The 20,887-nt window shown below is 47.5% G+C and carries 16 protein-coding genes; 6 read left to right on the top strand and 10 right to left on the bottom strand.

From position 1 onward, the window contains the following. The 5 genes from AC2T15_RS01240 to AC2T15_RS01220 all read right to left on the bottom strand — a co-directional run bounded on the left by AC2T15_RS01240 (window position 1) and on the right by AC2T15_RS01220 (window position 3,273). Complete coding sequence (locus AC2T15_RS01240) at window positions 1-489, bottom strand: pilus assembly PilX family protein (protein ID WP_486778525.1); 489 nt, start codon at window positions 487-489, stop codon at window positions 1-3. Further along, on the bottom strand, window positions 486-1,547 hold the full coding sequence (locus AC2T15_RS01235) for a PilW family protein (protein ID WP_486778524.1): 1,062 nt from the start codon (window positions 1,545-1,547) through the stop codon (window positions 486-488). The genes AC2T15_RS01240 and AC2T15_RS01235 overlap by 4 nt, the downstream gene beginning before the upstream one ends. Beyond that, window positions 1,544-2,026, bottom strand: coding sequence for a type IV pilus modification protein PilV (gene pilV / locus AC2T15_RS01230; RefSeq protein WP_486778523.1), 483 nt, complete (start codon window positions 2,024-2,026; stop codon window positions 1,544-1,546). Before pilV ends, AC2T15_RS01235 begins: the two co-directional genes overlap by 4 nt. A 3-nt stretch (window positions 2,027-2,029) precedes the next feature. Continuing rightward, window positions 2,030-2,506 carry a GspH/FimT family pseudopilin gene (locus AC2T15_RS01225; RefSeq protein ID WP_486778522.1) on the bottom strand — a complete coding sequence of 159 codons (477 nt, stop codon included), beginning with the start codon at window positions 2,504-2,506 and terminating at the stop codon, window positions 2,030-2,032. 143 nt (window positions 2,507-2,649) lie between these two features. After that, window positions 2,650-3,273, bottom strand: a complete 624-nt coding sequence (locus AC2T15_RS01220) for a DUF937 domain-containing protein (RefSeq protein ID WP_486778521.1) — start codon at window positions 3,271-3,273, stop codon at window positions 2,650-2,652. 429 nt (window positions 3,274-3,702) lie between these two features. Between AC2T15_RS01220 and AC2T15_RS01215 the strand changes: the two genes are divergently transcribed. The 3 genes from AC2T15_RS01215 (at window position 3,703) to AC2T15_RS01205 (ending at window position 8,688) form a co-directional block, all read left to right on the top strand. Further along, window positions 3,703-5,880, top strand: coding sequence for a malate synthase G (locus AC2T15_RS01215; RefSeq protein WP_053103353.1), 2,178 nt, complete (start codon window positions 3,703-3,705; stop codon window positions 5,878-5,880). A 145-nt stretch (window positions 5,881-6,025) separates the two neighbouring features. Further along, the gene (locus tag AC2T15_RS01210) at window positions 6,026-7,981 is read left to right on the top strand and encodes a putative nucleotidyltransferase substrate binding domain-containing protein (RefSeq protein WP_486778520.1); all 1,956 of its coding nucleotides are present in this window, start codon (window positions 6,026-6,028) and stop codon (window positions 7,979-7,981) included. Beyond that, entirely contained in the window at window positions 7,978-8,688 is a 711-nt protein-coding gene (locus AC2T15_RS01205) for a 3'-5' exonuclease (protein WP_486778519.1), read from the top strand. The genes AC2T15_RS01210 and AC2T15_RS01205 overlap by 4 nt, the downstream gene beginning before the upstream one ends. Before the next feature lie 33 nt (window positions 8,689-8,721). Here AC2T15_RS01205 and AC2T15_RS01200 read toward each other — a convergent pair whose 3' ends face one another. The 3 genes from AC2T15_RS01200 to AC2T15_RS01190 all read right to left on the bottom strand — a co-directional run bounded on the left by AC2T15_RS01200 (window position 8,722) and on the right by AC2T15_RS01190 (window position 11,610). Continuing rightward, window positions 8,722-10,197 (bottom strand): protein adenylyltransferase SelO, encoded by a 1,476-nt coding sequence (locus tag AC2T15_RS01200; RefSeq protein WP_486778518.1) that lies wholly within the window; start codon window positions 10,195-10,197, stop codon window positions 8,722-8,724. 43 nt (window positions 10,198-10,240) lie between these two features. Beyond that, the gene (locus AC2T15_RS01195) at window positions 10,241-10,744 is read right to left on the bottom strand and encodes a PaaI family thioesterase (protein ID WP_486778517.1); all 504 of its coding nucleotides are present in this window, start codon (window positions 10,742-10,744) and stop codon (window positions 10,241-10,243) included. Between the two features lie 101 nt (window positions 10,745-10,845). Continuing rightward, a complete protein-coding gene (locus AC2T15_RS01190; protein ID WP_486778996.1) occupies window positions 10,846-11,610 on the bottom strand; it encodes an MBL fold metallo-hydrolase in 765 nt (254 codons plus the stop codon). A 1,018-nt stretch (window positions 11,611-12,628) separates the two neighbouring features. Between AC2T15_RS01190 and AC2T15_RS01185 the strand changes: the two genes are divergently transcribed. The 3 genes from AC2T15_RS01185 to AC2T15_RS01175 all read left to right on the top strand — a co-directional run bounded on the left by AC2T15_RS01185 (window position 12,629) and on the right by AC2T15_RS01175 (window position 15,543). Continuing rightward, on the top strand, window positions 12,629-13,174 hold the full coding sequence (locus tag AC2T15_RS01185; RefSeq protein ID WP_486778516.1) for a TRAP transporter small permease subunit: 546 nt from the start codon (window positions 12,629-12,631) through the stop codon (window positions 13,172-13,174). Then, the gene (locus AC2T15_RS01180) at window positions 13,167-14,543 is read left to right on the top strand and encodes a TRAP transporter large permease (RefSeq protein ID WP_053101013.1); all 1,377 of its coding nucleotides are present in this window, start codon (window positions 13,167-13,169) and stop codon (window positions 14,541-14,543) included. Before AC2T15_RS01185 ends, AC2T15_RS01180 begins: the two co-directional genes overlap by 8 nt. A 94-nt stretch (window positions 14,544-14,637) precedes the next feature. Next, entirely contained in the window at window positions 14,638-15,543 is a 906-nt protein-coding gene (locus AC2T15_RS01175; RefSeq protein ID WP_486778515.1) for a D-hexose-6-phosphate mutarotase, read from the top strand. On the opposite strand, the gene mscK is transcribed toward AC2T15_RS01175, so the two are convergent. Both mscK and AC2T15_RS01165 read right to left on the bottom strand, forming a co-directional pair. After that, window positions 15,540-18,932 (bottom strand): mechanosensitive channel MscK, encoded by a 3,393-nt coding sequence (gene mscK, locus AC2T15_RS01170; RefSeq protein ID WP_486778514.1) that lies wholly within the window; start codon window positions 18,930-18,932, stop codon window positions 15,540-15,542. The genes AC2T15_RS01175 and mscK overlap by 4 nt on opposite strands. Window positions 18,933-18,984: 52 nt before the next feature. Next, window positions 18,985-20,724 carry a potassium/proton antiporter gene (locus AC2T15_RS01165; RefSeq protein ID WP_486778513.1) on the bottom strand — a complete coding sequence of 580 codons (1,740 nt, stop codon included), beginning with the start codon at window positions 20,722-20,724 and terminating at the stop codon, window positions 18,985-18,987. Window positions 20,725-20,887: the final 163 nt, after the last annotated feature.

Here is a 20,887-nt window from a genome sequence, read left to right as displayed (position 1 = left end):
TTACTCTTCCACAAAAAAAGTAGAAATTAGTTTTACCTCTGCAGCACCATCTGTATTAGTAGCTGTGCTCTCTATTTTTAATAAAGTAAAATCTAAAACCATTTCTTCACCTGCAGCTAAAGAGCCACCACCTGATAATTGTGGGTTAACTAAGTCTTGAATTGATAATTGCCCTGGGTGCTCCAGTTTAGTAATTACAATATCTGCCGAACACTTTATATCATCGCATTTCTTAGCAGGTATCGTTTTAACAATATCCCCAAATTGCTTATTATCATATTGAGTGTAAGGTATTTTTAAAGCTGCTTTCTCTCCATCGCGCAGTCCTTTTTCTGCCATTTGGAAAGCAATACCTCTTTGCAAGTGATTGCTAGACATTTTTTCTTGTAATATTGTACTAGAAACACCACTAAGCCCAATAGTTGTTAAGATCAACAAAAAAATTAATAATACTAACAGGGTAGCACCTTGTTGTTTTTTAAAACTCATGGCAGTTTATTCCTGATTGCAATAGTACTAATAAAAACCTGTGCCATTCTCTTATCTTTTACTGTCAAAGCTCCATTCACTACTTTAAAAAAGTTGTTATCTTTATCTGGAAAAATATCCACAGGCAACTTTAACGTAATATTTTCATCCACTGTATTTTTGTCACCTGTTACGACCATATAAACACGTACAGCAACTACATTTCCCCAGTCTGCGGGCTGTTTCATATCATCTAAACTGACATATCGATCAATAATACGATCTCTATTTTCGTCTATTCCATATTCCATCTTCAATTCGACAACGCCTTCTAAAAGCTCTTGACGCTCAGTGACTAGAGAATTATCAATCACTTTATACTCATCTCGAAATAATGCTGGATTACCCTCACTATTTACTGCTATATAATAGTATTCACTCACGAGTGGTAATACATCAAAATATATTCTATAATCATTACTCCAGCGGCTCTCACTCTCTTTACCATACTGATAAAACTCATAACTTCCTTTATCAGCTCCATTGACAAACACATCACAACCTGCGCTACTAGAAACAATTAATGGAGAACTTTTAGAGTAATTATTGATGCCTTTTGCAAGTTTAGCACTGGGTGCTTCACCTATTTTAATTACACCCGTCATCGCATTAGTTTCCACTCCATAATAAGTCACACCTGGCATGGTATAGTTAACTAAAAGCCCATCGCTACCCTCAACTTGTTGATCACCCTTTAAATAAGTTGTTCCACTCTTATACACCGTAATAGGCACATTAATATTCAGCCGATTATCAGCACTATCTAGAGGAAAAGCTCGATACTGAGCAAGGCTAATGCAGTTTCCTTTATAACCAGCATTGCGGATACTGTAGCTTAGGGTCTCAATCGCAAATCGTCCTGTTTCTTGCACACGCGCTAAAGCAGTATTTGTTCTTGCTGTTTGCTTGCTTGATACATATAGCTGGGTAACGCCTAACATTAGAATAAGCCCTATCAGCATAGCAACCATCAACTCGACAATACTAAAACCATACTGTTGTTTAAAACATAATTTCATATATCTGTCCGATACTCTACTGTATACATTTTCTCTAATTCATTTACAGAATCAATTTCACCATAGGAGTCATCCCAAGTGATTTTAATTATAACTGTATTACCTAAGTCACTATGCTGTCGCTGAATAGAAACACGTGTTGTATCTGCATCTGAAATCAAACAAGCCAGCATATTCTTCCAATCTAAAATATCTTTCTTCGCTATAGATTGATTATCACTAAGCGTATTTTTACACGTGCCTACAGCCTCATTAGCAATATCGTACAAACCACGCTCTACATCAAATCTATTCGTACGCATACGCTCAGAAATATCTTGCGCCAAAATATTTGCTTGCGATCGATAATAAGCACTTTTATTGCTTTTTATACTTTGCGCCTGCAATGAAACATAACCAAGCAACCCAACACTTAAAACCAATACAGAAACCATTACCTCAATTAAAGTAATGCCATGCTGTCGCTTATAATTAATCATATTTTATCCTGCGCATGTTTGCTTTTTAATTTTAAGCATTCCATACTCGTTTAGCTCAACATAGCTCTCTGGAGCAGAATGACTACTTACAATAAAACAAATTTTATTATTTGTTTTACCATTTACAGCAAAGCTAAATTCTACTGGTCTTAATACAAGCTGAGTTTTACTGAACTCCGTCTCATATAAAAGCTCACTATTTTCACCAAGCACTATAAGCCTATTACTTAAACTAGGAGCTTTGACGCAAGTATTACCCTCCTTCTCAGCTAAGCACACTTTAACATTTTTTCTTTGAGTAACAGCTTCAGTTCGCGCATATTGCACCAACCTCTGTAAGTCATTTACGGCCGCATCAACATTATTTTTATCTATCAAAGAGCGAAAAGATGGAAATGACAAACTAAGCAAAATAGCGAGGACACTAACTCCTACCATAAGCTCTATAAGTGTCAACCCTTGACTATATTTAATTTTCATATATTTATTAACACCACTGCATGCAACTCATACTTTAACTAGCCATGTAATTGTTTCTTGCTATTTTTTCGAGTACTAGCCCAGTAAGACAAGTGGCCATTTTTATAAGATAAACGGCTCACTTAACAAGCTAACCCTCTAAACTAACGCCTCAACCACCCAGCCCCCAGTTTCAGCAAATCACTGACACCAAACTGGCCATCACCGTCTTGATCCAACAAGCCGCCCAATACACTGCCTAAACCACCCTGTTGTTGAATTTGCGCCTTCTCTGCGCCTAGGGTTTTACCTAGATCATTCGCATCCATGCCGCCCGACATTACCTGCTTGGCTAAAAATGCCATAACCACTGGCGCCAGCAGCTTCAATAACTGATCAACCAAGCCCGTACTCAAACCTGTGGCTTGGCCTAATTGGGCTTCAGCTTGGGGTAGTTTATTGCCAAAGATATGCCCTAAAATACCGCCCGCTGCTTGGTTCTGTCCTGAGTTACCGGCTAATAGCTGCTGAGCTAAACCACCCAATAACTCGCCTAAGCCATTACCACTAGCTACTTGACTATGGTCTTTAGTCAACGCACTAAATAACTCTGCAGCTCCTTGCGGCTGACTGGCATTTTGTCCTAAAGCGGCCACCAATAGCGGCAGCGCCGTAGCAACGGCAGATTCAGTTTGCTCACTACTTATCCCTAAACTTTGCGCCATTTCAGCCAGTGGCTGTCCTTTTAATTGCGCTAGCAGCGCACCTACTAATTGACTGCTCTGCATACCGCTACCTCCATTAGATACGAATTAAATTAATGTCATTTTAGCTTAGCTACAGGGCCAAATCGCTGCATTTAATCCGTTAATCGGGACAAATGTAACTTTTTATAAAGCTGCTGAACCTTTTCTAGCTTTGCTTTTCTTACTACCTGAGTGTTACGGATTAACGCTTAAGCTCCTTGATGTGTTTAATGTTGGCAGATACCGAACCAATCCCCTAGTGGTTCGGCTTAACTCCGAACTTTCCTCCCCAATTTGAAGTTCGGAGTTTTTTTTGCCTGTTTTTTGACAATCCCTGTCAGTTTGTTGCGCTTCCTGCTTAGTCGCTGTTTTTTCATATTATTTCCTGTAGTATGCTTTTCACGTCACTACATGGCCTGTTTGGGTCGTTAATTATTTTTTCCGGCGTTTCCACAGCAAAGTGAGACAACAATGACAGATCGCGTTCAAGTAGGTGGCCTTCAAGTCGCCAAAGTCCTATACGACTTTATCAATAATCAAGCTATCCCTGGCACCGGCCTAACCGCCGAGGCGTTCTGGGAAGGTGCAACCCAAGTTTTAAAAGACTTAGCACCGAAAAACCGTGCTCTTTTAGAAAAGCGTGATGCGCTACAAGCACAAATTGACGAGTGGCATCTCGCGCGTAAAGGTCAAGCACACGATCCTGTTGCTTACAAAGCATTCTTAGAGGAAATCGGCTACTTACTACCCGAAGCCGAAGATTTCCAAGCCACTACGCAAAACGTAGATGAAGAAATTGCCCGTATGGCTGGCCCACAACTGGTGGTGCCAATTACTAACGCACGTTTTGCGCTCAACGCAGCCAACGCGCGCTGGGGCTCTTTATATGATGCACTGTACGGCACTGACGCAATCAGCGAAGCCGACGGCGCTGAAAAAGGTCAAGGCTATAACAAAGTACGCGGTGACAAAGTCATTGCTTTTGGTCGTGCCTTTTTAGACGAAGCCGCACCTTTAGCTGCAGGCTCACACGCTGAAGCCACTAGCTATCGCATCGAAGATGGCAAGCTAATCGTTAGCCTTAAAGGCGGCAGCAATACCGGTTTACGCGACGATCAACAATTGATCGCATTCCAAGGCGAAGCCACAGCTCCAACGACGATCCTGCTGAAAAATAACGGCATGCACTTTGAGATTCAAATTGATGCCAACAGCCCAATCGGTCAAACCGATGCCGCTGGGGTTAAAGATATCCTGATGGAAGCTGCGATCACTACCATTATGGACTGTGAAGACTCCATTGCTGCAGTAGACGCTGACGATAAAACTCTGGTTTACAGCAACTGGTTAGGCCTGATGAAAGGTGACCTAGCTGAAGAAGTCAGCAAAGGTGGCAAAACCTTTACCCGTACCATGAATGAAGACCGTGTCTACACCGGTTTAAACGGTGAAGAAGTTAAACTGCATGGTCGTTCGTTACTGTTCGTACGTAACGTTGGTCACCTGATGACTAACCCTGCGATCCTCGATGAGCAAGGCAACGAAATGCCTGAAGGCATCATGGACGGCTTATTCACCAGCTTAATTGCCCTGCATAACCTCAATGGCAATACCAGCCGTGGCAACAGCCGCACCGGTAGCGTGTACATTGTTAAGCCAAAAATGCACGGCCCAGAAGAAGCGGCCTTTGCTAACGAGCTATTCGAGCGCGTCGAAGACGTATTAGGCATGCAGCGCAACACCCTGAAAATGGGCATCATGGATGAAGAACGCCGCACCACAGTTAACCTCAAAGCCTGTATCGCTGCTGCCAAAGAGCGTGTGGTATTCATTAACACCGGTTTCTTAGATCGTACTGGTGACGAAATCCATACCTCCATGGAAGCGGGCCCAATGGTACGCAAAACTGCAATGCGCGGTGAGAAGTGGATCGGCGCTTACGAAGACTGGAACGTTGATACCGGTCTGGCAGTAGGTTTACAAGGCAAAGCGCAGATTGGTAAAGGTATGTGGGCTATGCCTGATCTGATGGCCGCCATGTTAGAGCAGAAAATTGGCCACCCGATGGCTGGTGCCAACACTGCTTGGGTTCCTTCACCTACAGCAGCGGTACTGCACGCTCTGCACTACCACAAAGTTGACGTATTTGCCCGTCAGAACGAGTTAAAAGCCCGTAAGTTTGCTTCTTTAGACGATATTTTAACTATTCCGTTAGCACCCAATACCGATTGGACTGCCGAAGAAATTCAGCAAGAGTTGGATAACAACGCCCAAGGTATCTTAGGTTACGTAGTACGTTGGATCGACCAAAGCGTCGGCTGCTCGAAAGTACCTGATATTAACGATGTCGGCTTAATGGAAGACCGTGCCACCCTGCGTATCTCTAGCCAACACATGGCTAACTGGTTACGCCACGGTATCGTGACTGAAGAGCAAATCGTTGAGACCATGAAGCGCATGGCTGAAGTCGTTGACCGTCAAAATGCCAACGATCCAATCTATCGCCCAATGGCACCTAACTTCGATGACAATATTGCGTTCCAAGCTTCTTTAGAGCTGGTTCTGCAAGGTAAAGCGCAGCCTAACGGCTACACCGAGCCAGTATTGCATCGCCGCCGCCGTGAGTTCAAAGAGAAAAACGGTCTCTAAGTTCTCACCTAGGTGTTAAAAAACAGCCGCTTTTGCGGCTGTTTTTGTTACAGCTGCTTATTCTTTTGGCGTATTTCAGCCCAAAGCTGAAGGCTGTTACACTCTTGCGCTGCAGAAAAACCATAACAATAATCCGGAGCGCAGCATGACTAGCAGTGATAGCTTTACTCAGACAGGACTTACTGCAGTGCAACAAAACATCCAAGGTATTTTGGAGTTTTTGCGCAAGTATCCGCCTTTTAGTCAGATGAATATCACCCACCTTAATTACTTGGTGAATCACTGCACGTTACGCTTTTTTGCCCAGGGTGCACCTATTATTGCCCCCGAAGATGGCTTAATTGAGCACTTTTATATCGTTAAACAAGGACGCATTGTGGGCGCTCGCTCGATCCCACAAAAAGATCAAGACCCTGCTGCAGCAGCCATTGAAACTACCTTTGAAATTACCACTGGCGAATGTTTTCCGATTGCCGCATTACTCGCTGAGCGTCCAACCCGCACCACCCATCTAGCCGCAGAAGATAGTTTTTGTTTGCTTCTAGAAAAGTCCGCCTTTGTTGAGCTGGTTAAACAATGCACGGTGTTTCGCGAGTTTTGCGTACGCGGCATCAGTAGCTTGCTTGATCAAGCAACCCAGCAAGTGCAACTGAAAGCGGTAGAAAGTTTGGGTGCGCAACACACGATGGAGGCTACCTTAGCCGAACTTACCTTGCGTTCGCCCATTAGTTGTACACCTGACTTTCCGCTCTATCGTGCAGTGCAGCGGATGCATGAGCAACAAATTGGCAGCTTAGCCATTGTCGACGCACAGGATTACCCAATAGGTATCTTTACTTTACGTGATCTGCGCCGGGTGATTGCCACAGGCGAGGCTGATTTACAGCAACCCATTAGCCAAGTCATGACGCCCGATCCTTTTTATCTGCCCTCAGCTACCAGTGCCTTTGATGCGGCACTGGCTATGACTGAACGACACATTGCACATATTTGTGTAGTCGATCACAGGAAGTTAGTTGGGGTTATTTCCGAGCGTGATTTGTTTGCCTTACAACGTATGGATTTGGTCCATCTGGCCCGCACCATTCGCCATGCTTCCAGCCTAGATAAGCTGATTGAACTACGCCAAGAAGTAAATGTGCTGGTCGAGCGTATGATTGCCCATGGCGCCAGCCCCGAGCAAATCACGCACCTGATCACCCTGCTCAATGATCACAGTGTTTGTCGGGTTATTGAGCTGTGTCTTGAGCAATATGGCGATCCCGGTATTCCCTTTACCTGGCTGGTATTTGGCAGTGAAGGCCGTAAAGAGCAAACCCTGTATACTGACCAAGACAACGGGATTTTATTTGCCGCTGATAACCAAGAACAAGCCAATGCGATACGCGGCAAATTGCTGCCACTGGCCAAAGAAATCAATCTGGCCTTAGATAAGTGCGGTTTCACCCTATGCAAAGGCAATATCATGGCGGGCAACCCTGAGCTGTGTTTATCGGCCAGTGAGTGGGCCACTCGCTTTAGCAAATGTGTGCGCGATGCCACGCCAGAAAACTTACTGTACTCCACAATCTACTTTGATTTTCGGGCGATTTGGGGCGAAGACAGCGCGGTTAAACGCTTACGCAAAGACTTACTGGAAAGCATTCGCCATAACAAAGCCTTTCAGCGCTTATTAGCCAATAATGCACTGCAACATCGCCCTCCCTTAGGTGGCCTGTTCCGCGACTTTGAGCTGAGTAAACGAGGTGCTGAAAAAGATACCCTCGACTTAAAAACCAAAGGGCTCACGCCCTTTGTCGATGGCATTCGGGTGCTAGCCTTAAGCCACGGTATTGAAACAGCCAATACCCTCGAGCGGATTCGCGAGCTGGTACAAAAGCGAGTCATAGAGCGCTTAGATGGCGATGCCTACGCCGAGGCCTATCATTTTATTCAACTGATTAGGATGCAGCAGCATCAGCAACAATCGCGCCATCAATTGCCCTACTCTAATCGTATTTATCCTGACGAACTTAACCATTTAGATCGGCGAATTTTACGCGAATCCTTTCGCCAAGCGCAGCGTCTGCAAAGCAGCCTAACCTTTAGGTATAAGTTGTGAGTTGGTGGAATCCCTGGCGCAAAACCCAAGTCGAACTGTCGCTTGCCAAACAGCGGCGCGTGGCCAATTTGACTCCTGGCAAAGCCATTGACCAAACGCCACTTAAACAACAACGCTGGGTGATTGTTGACTTAGAAGCCAGCGGCCTCAACACCTTAAAAGATTGTATTTTATCAATTGGGGCAGTAGCCATTGAGCAAGGTGGGATTCCGTTAGGCAAGCAGTTTGCCTGTACTCTCCAACGGGCTGATCAACAGGTAACCGAAAGTGTGCTAATCCACCAGTTAGCGCCTAGTAAACTGGCCAAGGGGATCGCCCCTGCGACCGCTGTCCTGCGCTTTTTAGAGTTTGTTGGCGATAGCCCAATCTTAGCCTTTCATGCCGATTTTGATCAGCGGCTCTTGGTGCGCGAAGCCAAACAACTGCTCAACTATAAGTTAGAACATGTATTTTATGATCTGGCGTTACTCGCGCCGGCGCTAAGCCCGCAGTTAGAAGCCAACCCATGCAGTCTTGATCAGTGCCTAAGCCACTTTAAGTTAAATATTTTACAGCGCCACAATGCCAGTGCCGATGCCTTAGCCACCGCCGAACTCAGCTTGATTTTACTGCATCTTGCTGAGCAACAAGGGATCCACACCCTGGCCGATTGGGACCGACTGTACCGTGGCCTTAAGCAGCGCCAGCAACAACACTTTTCTTTTTAGCGCCAGCTTGCTGACGCTACTTGCGTTTAGCCGTTATGACGAGCAACTAATAGACAACGCTCGGCCCCAGGCAGGCGCCGGTGCTGCATAGGCATCAGCATTTGCTTGCTGAACAAAGGGTTGGGTTAAGAGCTGATGCAGCCGCTGAGTTGGCTGATAGTCTCCCTGTTCTGCTGCTTCGATCGCTAACTGGGCCAAATAATTACGCAATACATACAACGGATTAACCGCCTGCATCTGGGCTTGGCGCTGCTGCTCATCAACTGTTGCGGTGCGCTGTAAATAGTAATCGCACCACTGGCTAAAGCCCGCCACATCAAAACCCAGATTAGCCGCCAGCTGTCTCTGTAAGTCGGCCAAATAAGTCGCCGCAGGCTGCTCACTTAAAGCGCGGAAAAACCGAGAATAATCCAGCTCGGTTTTCGCCAATAGCCCTAGTAATTGTTCAATACGGGCACTGTCTTGCGCTTGCTCGCCCTGCCAGCCCAAGCGTTGACGCATCCGCTGCAGGTAAAACTCTTGCTGCAGCGGCATAAAGCGCGCTAACTCCTGACGCAAGGTAGCTAATGGAATATGTCCGGTTAAGGTTTCAGCTAACGCGGTCAGGTTCCACTCGGCAATCGCCGGTTGTTGGCTGAAGCGATAACGGCCCTGATGATCAGAGGCATTACAAATGTACTCAGGCCGATACTGCTCTAAAAAGGCATAAGGCCCGTAATCAAAGGTCAAGCCGAGAATCGACATGTTATCGGTATTCATCACCCCATGACAAAAGCCATAAGCCTGCCACTCGGCGATCAGCCGCGCAGTGGATACCACCACCTCCGAAAAAAAGGCCGCCACTGGATTATCAACAGCTAAACACTCGGCAAAATGCTGCTGGATCGTAAAATCCAGCAGCTGCTGCAATTCATCCAGTTGCCGGGTGTAGTAAAAATACTCAAAGTGACCAAAGCGAATATGGCTTGGGGCTAGGCGTAACAGGGTGGCTGCGGTTTCTTGTTGTTCGCGCCACACCCGAGTGGCTGAAGCGGTGACGCTCGCAGCGCGGCTAGTGGGAATAGCTAAAGCAAATAAATACTCACTAGCTAAAAACTCCCGAATTGAGCTGCGCAGCACAGCACGACCATCGCCCATCCGGGAAAACGGCGTAAGCCCTGCACCTTTTAAATGCAGCTCCCACACCTCGCCGGCGGGGTGTTCTATCTCACCGAGCAATAATCCACGCCCATCCCCCAATCTTGGTGAGTAACCACCAAACTGATGCCCGGCGTAAACCATCGCTAAGGGGCGCGCATTACTAGGCAACCACTGTCCAGCTGTCAGCGCTAAAAATGCTGGGGTTTGGGCCTCGGCTACAGTTAGCCCTAATAAAGCTAACGCCGACTCACTGGCAACCACCAGCTGTGGATCAGCCAGCGGCTTAGGCGGCTGCTCAGCATAAAACTGACTGCCCAACTGGGCATAACGCTGGGTCAAGTTCAGGTTTAATATTGGATCATCGCGCATAGCCATCGCCGCCTTTAGTCAAAAAACCCTGCCAGCTTAACAGTTACCAAGCGCCATCAGGCAGCTTAACGGCAATCATCTGGCCTTTAGCACAGACTTTGCCTTGTGCACTTAAGGTTAAATCGACAATTACTTTACGCGGTTTGATCTCAACAATTTCACCCCGTATTTCCAGCTGCGTATCTAAAGGCGTCGGCGCGACAAAGCTAACATTCAAGTTACCCGTAACAAAACGCATAGCCGGTAGGCTGTGCATATCGCGCCCTTCTGCTCGATAAGCGGCGGCGGCCGCCGAGGCAGTGCCGTGGCAATCCAGTAACGAAGCAATTAATCCGCCATAGGCTTTATCTGGCACACCGCCTGTGTGATAAGGCTTAGGCGTAAAGTAGGCCACAGTGGTTTCACCATCCCAATAACTTTTAAGCTGGTGCCCAGCACTATTATTGCGCCCACAACCATAACAATGACTAAAATCCTCGGCATAACAGTCTTGGAAGGCTAGCTGTTCGGTTTTTGCATTATCTTGGTTTACCGCTGACTCACTCATGGTTATTTCTCCGACCAATAAAAAAAGAGCATCCCTTCTAAAGCAGATTGCTCTTTTTTACTAGCTGTTAAATAGTCGCAGTTCAGCCACCAAAGCCTAAATCACTCCCACTCCATCTCCCCTTTTAATACCTTGGCGCTTAACGCTAATGCCTCTGTTCCAGGTAGCTGTGGATAATGCTGCTGCATTACTTGGATTAATTGATCGGCATTGCTTGCTTGGCTCAGCTCTTGCTCAAAGGTGGTCAAATATTCTTTAGTGAAGCGTAAGGCGGCATCGCCTTGGGGTAAAGTGCCGCTGTAATGCCCAGGAATCACTTGCTCGGGTTGCAAGGCCAGTAGCTGATCTAATAATTGTACCCAGGTTTTGCGTGACTCTAGGGTTTGGGTATCGGCCAGCCAAACATGTTCACCAGCATCAACCAGCACCCCACCCAGCACGGTTTTTAACTCGGGCAACCATAGACTAGTACGCTCTGGAGTAGCACTAGTTAAGCCAATAATATCAATGCGGTGACCGGCAAACTGCAGATGATCTTCGGTTAAGGGCTCTGGCGTAACAATTCGTACAGGTGCTTGGGTGCCTAATTCTGGCCCCCAATGGGCTAATTTAGCGGCTTGGGTTTGCTGGATATGCTGCACTACTGCTGGGGTGGCCACTACCTTAGCCTCAGGGAATGCATCAGTAATCACCGCCAGACCAAAATAAAAGTCTGGATCGCCGTGGCTGATATAAATAGTGTTGAGCGATTTTCCGCTGTCTTTAATTTTTTTCACCAGGGCCTGAGCATCCCGCGCAGCAAACTGAGCATCAATTAATAACACCTCATTTTCAGCCCAGATTAAATTACTAGTGACGGGAAAAATCGTCTCTGCAGCAGTGGGCTTATAGGTTTCTAACTGGATAGGTTAAGCAGCTAACGCATCGGTCAATGCCATAGCCGAGCCTGCCACCACTAAAGCAGCCCCAGTCAATTTTAGTTGTTGAATAACCTGAGAAAAAATTTGCATTTAGGCATCCCCATAAACAATAAGCTAATGATTTAAGCTCGGATTCCTAGGCTGCAAGAAAGTTTAGCCAGACACCAGCACTCGCCTAAACCCTTTTGCACTATGCACTGCGCTCCTAAGTTATGAGACGCGACCAGCGGTGATTGACTATTTTATAAACAAATTAGCTAGCCGCCAGACTGGCTGTGGGCTAGCGCTAACTGCCCCCACTTTATCCACACCGCTTCCACACAGGCTTCCCCGCCAATTGGGTAAAACTTGGCAAGCTGTTTTAGCCCAATCCAAAGCTGCTAGCTGAGTTAGGTTAACTGGTTAAAATTTATACAAACGCAGCAACACCTGTATTATTCTAGCTTTGCGCCCAGTATCCGCAGCTTATACACAGGCTGATACCGCGCAATTGGGCATCAATTTAAGCCTCTGCTCATTTTTTAAGCGATAGCCTGTAGCCCTTGATAAACCTAAGCTAGCGCCATTCTCCCCCATCTTATTCACACCTTGATGCCAAAAAAATGGGCATAGTCTGCGCCAGGGTTAAAGCAGCCACTGGCGATGATGCTTGACCGCAACGCTGGGGCACTTTTGCTGATTTTTTAACCACTGAACACAAAGCCACATAGTATCAGCCTTAGCTGATTTTGCTCCCAAGTTATCCACATCTTGATTAGCGATTATTGGGTATCAATTAAAGTGACTGACTATTTTTTAACCATTTCGCTATAACGCATAAAATAGTGAGCTTAGCCAATAAATCCTCAGCTTATACACAGGCTGATGCAGTTATTTTGCGGATATTTTGTCTGAGCATGGTTATTTTTTGCCACACAGCTTAGAATTGTCGACTTATTTGTCGTTATTTAGAACAAGGTTGACTATGAGTTCCCCTTCTCACTGGTTGCTCGCAATTTCCGAGCTAATCACCGCGCTTAATCGCCGGCTAGGCCAAGCCTGTGCTTGGCTTGTATTGTTTTTAGTGTTTGGCATCGCCACTGTGGTGTTGCTGCGCTATGCCTTTGGCATCGGCGCTACCGCGTTACAAGAGGCGGTGATGTATGCCCATGCCCTCACCTTTATGGGCACAGCTGCCTGGGCTTTGCAACGTAATGCCCACGTGCGGGTGGATATTTTTTACCAAAACTTTTCACCCCGTAAAAAGGCCACCATTGATGCCCTCGGTAATCTATTGTTGCTGCTACCGGTGTGCTTATTTTTAGCCTGGAACAGTTGGTCGTATGTGGTGCACTCTTGGGCAATTATGGAAAAATCTGGCGAAGCGGGCGGTCTTGCTTATGTTTACCTGCAAAAGTCGATCATTATTTTGCTGGTTAGCTCACTGATTTTACAAAGCTTAGCTGATTTTATTCGTTACCTTTTCCAACTCTTTGGCCGCGTGCCATTTGCGCAGGTGCAACATGACTGAGTTAATGGCGCTGCTGTTATTTATTGCTATCTGTTTAACCCTGATGGCGGGTTATCCCGTAGCCTTCGTGCTGGGCGGCGTGTCCCTATTGTTTGCCATGCTTGGCATGCTGATGGGTATTTTTGATATGGGCTTTATGGGCTCATTACCTAGTCGTTTATACGGCATCATGAATAACCAAACGCTGCTGGCGGTACCCTTGTTTGTGTTTATGGGTGTGATGTTGGAAAAGTCTCGGGTAGCCGAAGATTTACTGGAATCAATGTCGCGCTTATTTGGCACCCTACGCGGTGGTCTAGCGATTTCGGTGTGCGTGGTCGGCGCATTGCTCGCCGCCAGTACTGGTGTGGTCGGGGCAACCGTGGTCACTTTGGGCTTACTGGCGTTACCTACCATGCTCCGCCGCGGCTATGATCCAGCGGTCGCGACCGGTACCCTCGCGGCCACCGGTACCCTAGGGCAAATTATCCCACCGTCGATTATTTTAGTGCTGTTAGGCGATGTCTTAGGTAACGCCTATCAACAAGCACAGACCAACATGGGTATTTTCTCGCCGAAAACAGTGTCGGTGGGTGATCTGTTTATTGGTTCGTTAATTCCCGGTTTTTTACTGGTTGCGCTGTATATTCTGTACTTAATTGGGGTGGCGATTTTTCAGCCGAAAAAACTACCGGCACTCAGCCAAGAAGAGTTGGGCCACCTAGACTGGGGCAAGTTATTTAAAGCCTTACTGCCCCCGCTGGTCCTGATGGTGGCGGTATTAGGCTCGATTCTAGCCGGTGTTGCTACGCCCACTGAGGCAGCCTCAGTGGGTGCGATTGGAGCGATTTTACTTGCCCTAGCGAAACGCCGCTTATCCCTCGAGCGAATTAAAGAAGTGTGCTTTAGCACCGCTGAAATCAGCGCCATGGTGTTCTTGATTCTGATTGGTGCTTCGCTGTTCTCGCTGGTATTTCGTGGCTTTGGCGGTGAAGATATTATCCACGATATTTTCAATAGCCTACCTGGTGGTGTGCTCGGCGCCTTCTTATTGGTGATGCTGGTGATTTTCTTACTGGGCTTTATTCTCGACTTTATTGAAATTACCTTTGTGGTCATTCCGATTGTCGGCCCAGTATTGCTTGGCATGGGGCTAGATCCTGTGTGGCTGGGGGTAATGATTGCAATGAACCTGCAAACCTCCTTCTTAACCCCGCCGTTTGGCTTTTCACTGTTCTATCTGCGTGGAGTAACCCCTGCTTCAGTACCCACCATTCAAATGTACAAAGGGGTTTTACCCTTTATTGCCATTCAGCTGACCATGCTAGTGGTGGCCTATATTTGGCCTGAAATCATTACCTGGTTACCAGAAAAAGTGTACGGCTCTTAAGCCCTCAACTTTGCTAACTAACAGCCGTAAATCCAGCCTTGGGTTTGCGGCTTTTTTATCCACCCCCCCCATTCAGTTTGATGAGTACTCGCGAATGAGCCCACGCATAATCCCAACCCACTTTGCCCAGCAGCCTGGCTGGCAGTTAAGTGTGGGCCCGGCCCGGCTACAAATTAGTGCACAGGGTGCACAGATTTTAACCTATCAACTAGCCGAGCAAGCGCCGATTATTTGGCTAAGTGATTTAGCCGAGTTTCACTCCAATAGCAGTGCCCGCGGCGGTATTCCGATCTGCTGGCCATGGTTTGGTGCTATTGAGCGCAATCCACAAGCCGTACAACAGATGACCCATGCCCAAGCGCCGTTTCATGGCTTAGCCCGTTTGCAACGCTGGCAACTGCTCAGCCAAGCCACCACCGCAGATAGCGCCTGCTTAGTGTTGCAGTTAGATACCCAAGCTACGCCCTTAACCGACTGGCCGCACGCCGCACGCTTAACCCTAGAAGTAATATTAACTGCCGAGCAATTAAATCTGCAGCTCACTACCGATAACCTAGGGCCAAAGCAACTACACCTTAGCCAAGCGCTGCATAGCTATTTTGCGGTCAGTGCGATTCAGCAGGTAGAAGTTACTGGCTTAGAAAACTGCCACTACATTGAAACCTTAGCGCACTGGCAAACCCGCCAGCAAACAGGGGTATTACGTTTAGATGGCGAAACTGATCGCATTTACTTACAGCCCGCCAGCACCCTACAAATTGTGGATAAGTTATGGCAGCGCCGTATTCGACTGCATAGCCAGCATAGTCACTCGGCCGTGGTGTGGAATCCAGGACCCGATAAAGCACAACAGCTGTCACAATTTGATCCGGCGGCTTGGCCGCAGATGCTGTGCATTGAAACCGCTAATATCTGGGACGATTGCCTAAGCCTGGCACCCGGCGCCAGCCATAGCTTGGACTTAATCATTGAGTGCCAGTCACTCTCCGCCACCAACTAAGCCCTGCTCTGACCGGTTCTCGGCTGCTTGCTAGCAGGCGAACCTGCGGCGTCAGTTGCTAGCTGGGTGCTAGCAAGATGGGTTTCTGTCTCGCTGTGCTGATTTTTAATAAAAACATCCAGCTGATTAAATGCCATATCGATATTATTATCGCGAAAGGCTAATACCAGACGGGTCAGAATTTCATCCATTGACGAGCTACGATCACCTAGGTCACGCACATAGTAACGCAGCTCATAATCAAAGGTGCTGGCGCTAATCCCGGTAAAATAAATTCCTGGCTCTGGGTCGCGTAATACGCGCTGATTTTCTTGCAGCACCTGCTGCATTAGCTTACGCGCCAGCACCAGGTCTGTTTCATAGGCCAAGCCAATTTTTACCACCAGTCGGGTCACGGTATCGCTTAATGACCAGTTCATCAGCTGGTCAGTCACAAACACCTTGTTGGGAATAATCAGCTCTTTGCGATCAAAGTCGGTAATGGTGGTGGCGCGAATCCGAATCCGACTCACCGTGCCTGAAATATTACGGATGGTCACCAAATCGCCAATACGTACCGGACGCTCGAATAAAATAATGATCCCCGAGACAAAGTTGGCAAAAATTTCTTGTAAACCAAAGCCCAAACCTAAGGATAAAGCCGCTACCAACCATTGCAGCTTATCCCAGCTCACGCCTAAAGAGGCTAAGGTGGCTACCGTACCGGTGGCCACAATACAGTAAGACAGTAAGGTGGTAGTGGCATAGGAGCTGCCCTGGGCCAGTTTCATCCGCGATAACAGCATAACTTCTAATAAACCGGGCAAGTTACGGGCCAAAATAAAGGTCACGGCGGCAAATAACAGCGCATTAATGCCGTCCCTTAAACTAACCACCTCAGTCACTGCTGCATCACCACTGCCGCTGGTGTTTTGATACAGGCTGATATTATCCAAATAGGTAAACACCGAGAGTAAATCGGCCCACAACCAATACAACGAGATAAAAAAGCCACCCCATAAAATTAGCCGTGCTAAACGTAATGACTGCTCATTGATCTGGCTAATATCCAATTGTGGCTCAGCCACAACCTCAGGCACTTCACTGCTTTCATGGGGCTGATTGACTTTACTATTAACCGAGCGCTGCCAGGCTAAACGCCGCGCTGCCACTGCCAAACCTCGCACGACCGTGGCCTCTAAAACCAACCACACGACAAACAAAGATAAAGTACCAAACAGCCGACCAGTAAGTTTCAAACTGGTGTAGTAGTAGCCTAAGCTGGTGGCAATCACTAAGCCTAACGGCGCCATTGCTACTACTAAACCTAAAAAGCGCTTAAAGGCATTGGGCGCGCTGCCGCGATACGAGTGCAAAATCAAGCGCGTCATTACCACACTCAACAGGACCAAGCCCACTAGCATGGTGCTTAGCCCCAACACATCTTCACTTAAAATGGCTGGCTGATATTGCGCCACAATCACTACCGGAAGCATCATCAGCATGACCACTAATAGCCCACGCACCTGTTTGCGAGCAAAGGTATTTTCACTGGGAAGCCAGCGAAAATGAACCTCAGCAATGCCGTGGGGCTTTAAAATGCGAGCTAACGTACTAAACACTAGCCACACCTGGGCCATAACTAACAAGGCTTCGCCAAGATAGCGATTCACCCCTTCCGCCTGATAACCCAAACCCCAGCCGGCACCAGCCAAGAGTAAACTAACCGGAAGCGCATAGAGCATGGTAATTAATAACGCTTTGGGCGTATGCAGCTGGCCGTCTAAACGAAAGTGGCCAATGTCTTGATTACTTTTTTGCACATAGGCATTGAGTTTTGGCCGTAACGCCAACAACACCACAACTACCGCGGCCAGCCCGATAAATAACCACGGCATAGCTACCCAAGCCTGCCACACGCCCTGCCATGCCGCTTGCAGCGGTAAGTGCTCTAGCTGTTTCAGCGCATTTTCAGGGAAATGCTGTAACCAGCTAGCATCCAACGGCTTATTACTAGGAATCCAAAACATTTGCTCAGCTAAAGTGGCGCGCAAACTATCGGATAAGTTTTTTAATTGCTTTTGGTTAAGCTGTAAATTAATCGCTTCACTCAGCAGTGCGTTTAATTCTTTACTTAGCTTATCTAGCAATTGATTACGGGTTTTGATGGTGTCCAGTAGCTTGCCGCGTAATTCTGCATTTTCGCTCGGATCACTGGTCACCCCAAGTAACTTATCCACATACCGCTCGGGCTCGCGAATTTTTTCCCGAAATTGCCGTAGCTCAAACTGATATAAACGCATATCGGCAATTTGCTCGGCTAAGGTACGATCAAAACTCACCGAAGGCAGCGCCTGCTGCTGCTGATATAAAATTTTTGCCAGCAATAAGCTGCCTTGCAGGACACTGATTTGCTCTTCCAGGGCCTGATCGGTTTGCTGTACGGTTTCTAACTGCTGGCGCACCTTAAGGTTACGTTGGGTCAGATCATTGCGCCGTTCGGTCACCATTAATAAGTAATCCGACAACTGCAAATTCAACCGTCCTTCACGCACCAAGAGTGTATCCGTACCCGCTTGGCTAATTTCCAGCGATAACTCTTCTACCGCTTGCTGGGATTCACGCTGACGATGGGTATTAACCAACTCTTGCAGCACCGCCACCTGTTGCTCGACCTCGGTTAGCTGCGCGCGATACAGATCCCGCTGCACACTGCCCAATTCTTGCAGTTGGTTATTGGCATCTAATTCAGCGCGGCGCAGCTTACTTTGCTCCTGAATCGCTTGCAGCTCAGCCTGTAATAGCTCTTGACGCTCGGGCGAACTGGTTTTGGCTGCTTCTTTAGCCTTTAACTGGGTGTTAATTTCTTGAATGCGCGCTTGAATACTGGTGACTTCTGCCTGTGCGCGCTCGGGTCGCGTTTGGGTAGTAATCACTAAGCTATTGGCATCACTGAGCTGTTTTTGTAAGGCATTGAGCTGCTGATTGGTTTGCTCAAGGGCTTGTTCAAGCTCAGCAATCGATTGATTACTATGGGCCTCAGCAAAACGTTCAGCCGATTGCGGAACAAAACGCTGCAAGGCTTGCTCGGCTTGGCGAATTTGCTCGGGGGCAGTGGCTAGCTGTTGACTCAATTGCTGTTGCGCGCGCACATAGTCATCACGGGTTTTCAGCCAGCTTAAGGTTTGCTCCAGCAGTTGCTGTACCGTTGCATGCTCGGTTTCAGTTAACTTACGGCTATCTAAATCATCTAGCTCTTGCTGCACCTGCTCAGCGCTTAACTCCGCTGCCTGCACAGTTGGCTGTAGCAGTAAGGTGCAACAACCTAGGCAAAAAATCAGTGCTATTAGCCAACGGCACTGCAGCCACGGATAACTCGAATTAAAATGAGTACTCTGCTGCAATGCCATCGCTTGATTGCCTCTTAATTTTGAAATGCTGATTTGCTACCTGCTCACTCAGCTAAAAGCCAAGCTCAGGTTTTTTGCCGTCGGGAAACTTTAAACCCACTTTGCGCACTTTGTTATTTTCCATCTGCGCAACCGTCCAGGTATAGCCCTGCCATTCAATTTGATCGCCGACCACCGCTTCACCCCCTACGGCATGGGTGATAAATTCACGCAAGGTCAGATGTGGGCTGAGCTTTTCTAGTTTCAGGCCATAGATGGCCGCCACATCACCCAGTTCGGCATCGCCCTCCAGCACAAAATCACCAAAGAAGCGCATATCCAAACCGCGCTCAGGGGCTTTAATAAATAGCTTGCCTAGGGCCGATAAATCTTCTTCATGGCCAATCACACATAAAATATCATCCGCCTCAAGACGGGTAGAACCGCTCGGGTGTAGCAAACAGTTATCTCTAAATAAAGCCGCAATACGAGTGCCTTCCGGCATTTTCAACTCACGCAAAGGCGCACCAATACACCATTTTTCGCGACCTAAACGATACACAAATAACTCCCACTGACTGGTGGGATAAATCTCTAAACCGGCGCGGGAAATGGGTGAAGGTACCGGCGGCACCTCAACCCGTGCTTTGCGCGCGGCCCAAGGCAGCGTAGAACCTTGCAACAAGAGCGAAACCAACACAATAAAGAAGGCAACGTTAAAAAACAGCTGGGCATTAGGTAAGCCTGCCACTAATGGAAACACCGCCAAAATGACCGGTACCGCACCACGCAAACCAATCCATGAGATAAACAGGCGCTCGCGCAGATTAAAGCCTCTAAATGGCAGTAAGCCGGTAAACACCGCCACTGGCCGCGCCACTAAAATCATCCACAGCGACAGCAATAATGCCGGTAACGCGATCGGGAGTAACTCATGGGGCGTAAGCAGTAAGCCCAGCACCAAAAACATGCCGATTTGACTCAGCCAAGCCAAACCATCAAACATATGCAAAATGCCATGGCGGTTACGAATCGGCTGGTTACCTAGCACCATACCGCAGACATACACAGCTAAAATGCCACTGCCACCGACTTCGCCGGCAAAGGCATAAATCATGATGCTGCCGCTAACTGCCAATAGCGGATACAAACCATCAGCAATGGTTAAGCGATTAATTACTTGTAACAACAACCAGCCGCCACTTAAACCTAATAAAGTGCCCAGCCCAAATTGGCGTACCAAACTAATTAAAAAATCTAAGCTAAAACTGGTCTCACCGGCTACCAACATGCCAATTAAGGAGACGGTTAAAAACATCGCCATCGGGTCGTTACTGCCCGACTCAATCTCCAAGGTTGACCCCACCCGCTCGTTTAAGCCTTTACCATTAAGCAGATTAAACACCACCGCGGCATCGGTCGAGCCCACAATTGCGCCAATCAGCAGGCCTTCTAACCAGGTCAGATTAAACAGCCAAGAAGCCGCTACCCCAGTTAGCACCGCCGTTACTACGACGCCATAGGTGGATAAGGATAACGCCGGCCATAGTGCAACGCGGAAGGTAGCCACCCGAGTGCGCATACCGCCATCGAGCAAAATCACTGCCAGCGCTAAGTTACTAATAAAATAGGTCAGCGAGTAATCATTAAACACAATGCCACCGACGCCATCGGTACCAGCCATCATGCCCACGCCCATGAAAATCACTAAGATCGGAATCCCAACCCGTGACGAAACCGAACTCACCAAAATACTGACAGCAACCAGTAATCCGCCGATAAAAAAGAAACTGTTGGTAGCTGCAGCATTCAATTCGAAGGTCTCCCTATGGCATAGTCCACTTAGATAAAAAACAGCTATTAATTCAGGTCTAGGGCTGATTTTACCTAGCATCCCAGTAGCTGTGGATAAAACATGAGTTTGATTAAAAATTGCCTAAGCTTACCACACCCAAGCCTTGGCTTTAGAGCAGATA

The sequence above is a fragment of the Thiopseudomonas sp. SA1F2-1K genome (assembly GCF_057443035.1).
Note: the sequence above shows the minus strand (reverse complement) of the source record. Positions and strands in the feature narration are given on the sequence as shown.

What these genes read in the sequence shown, in the direction of transcription:
- pilV (WP_486778523.1), bottom strand. Translation starts at nt 2,026, where the DNA reads ATGATTAATTATAAGCGACAGCATGGCATTACTTTAATTGAGGTAATG.
- AC2T15_RS01220 (WP_486778521.1), bottom strand. Translation starts at nt 3,273, where the DNA reads ATGCAGAGCAGTCAATTAGTAGGTGCGCTGCTAGCGCAATTAAAAGGA.
- AC2T15_RS01180 (WP_053101013.1), top strand. Translation starts at nt 13,167, where the DNA reads ATGACTGAGTTAATGGCGCTGCTGTTATTTATTGCTATCTGTTTAACC.
- AC2T15_RS01195 (WP_486778517.1), bottom strand. Translation starts at nt 10,744, where the DNA reads ATGAGTGAGTCAGCGGTAAACCAAGATAATGCAAAAACCGAACAGCTA.
- AC2T15_RS01175 (WP_486778515.1), top strand. Translation starts at nt 14,638, where the DNA reads ATGAGCCCACGCATAATCCCAACCCACTTTGCCCAGCAGCCTGGCTGG.
- AC2T15_RS01185 (WP_486778516.1), top strand. Translation starts at nt 12,629, where the DNA reads ATGAGTTCCCCTTCTCACTGGTTGCTCGCAATTTCCGAGCTAATCACC.
- AC2T15_RS01225 (WP_486778522.1), bottom strand. Translation starts at nt 2,506, where the DNA reads ATGAAAATTAAATATAGTCAAGGGTTGACACTTATAGAGCTTATGGTA.
- AC2T15_RS01215 (WP_053103353.1), top strand. Translation starts at nt 3,703, where the DNA reads ATGACAGATCGCGTTCAAGTAGGTGGCCTTCAAGTCGCCAAAGTCCTA.
- mscK (WP_486778514.1), bottom strand. Translation starts at nt 18,932, where the DNA reads ATGGCATTGCAGCAGAGTACTCATTTTAATTCGAGTTATCCGTGGCTG.
- AC2T15_RS01200 (WP_486778518.1), bottom strand. Translation starts at nt 10,197, where the DNA reads ATGCGCGATGATCCAATATTAAACCTGAACTTGACCCAGCGTTATGCC.
- AC2T15_RS01210 (WP_486778520.1), top strand. Translation starts at nt 6,026, where the DNA reads ATGACTAGCAGTGATAGCTTTACTCAGACAGGACTTACTGCAGTGCAA.
- AC2T15_RS01235 (WP_486778524.1), bottom strand. Translation starts at nt 1,547, where the DNA reads ATGAAATTATGTTTTAAACAACAGTATGGTTTTAGTATTGTCGAGTTG.
- AC2T15_RS01240 (WP_486778525.1), bottom strand. Translation starts at nt 489, where the DNA reads ATGAGTTTTAAAAAACAACAAGGTGCTACCCTGTTAGTATTATTAATT.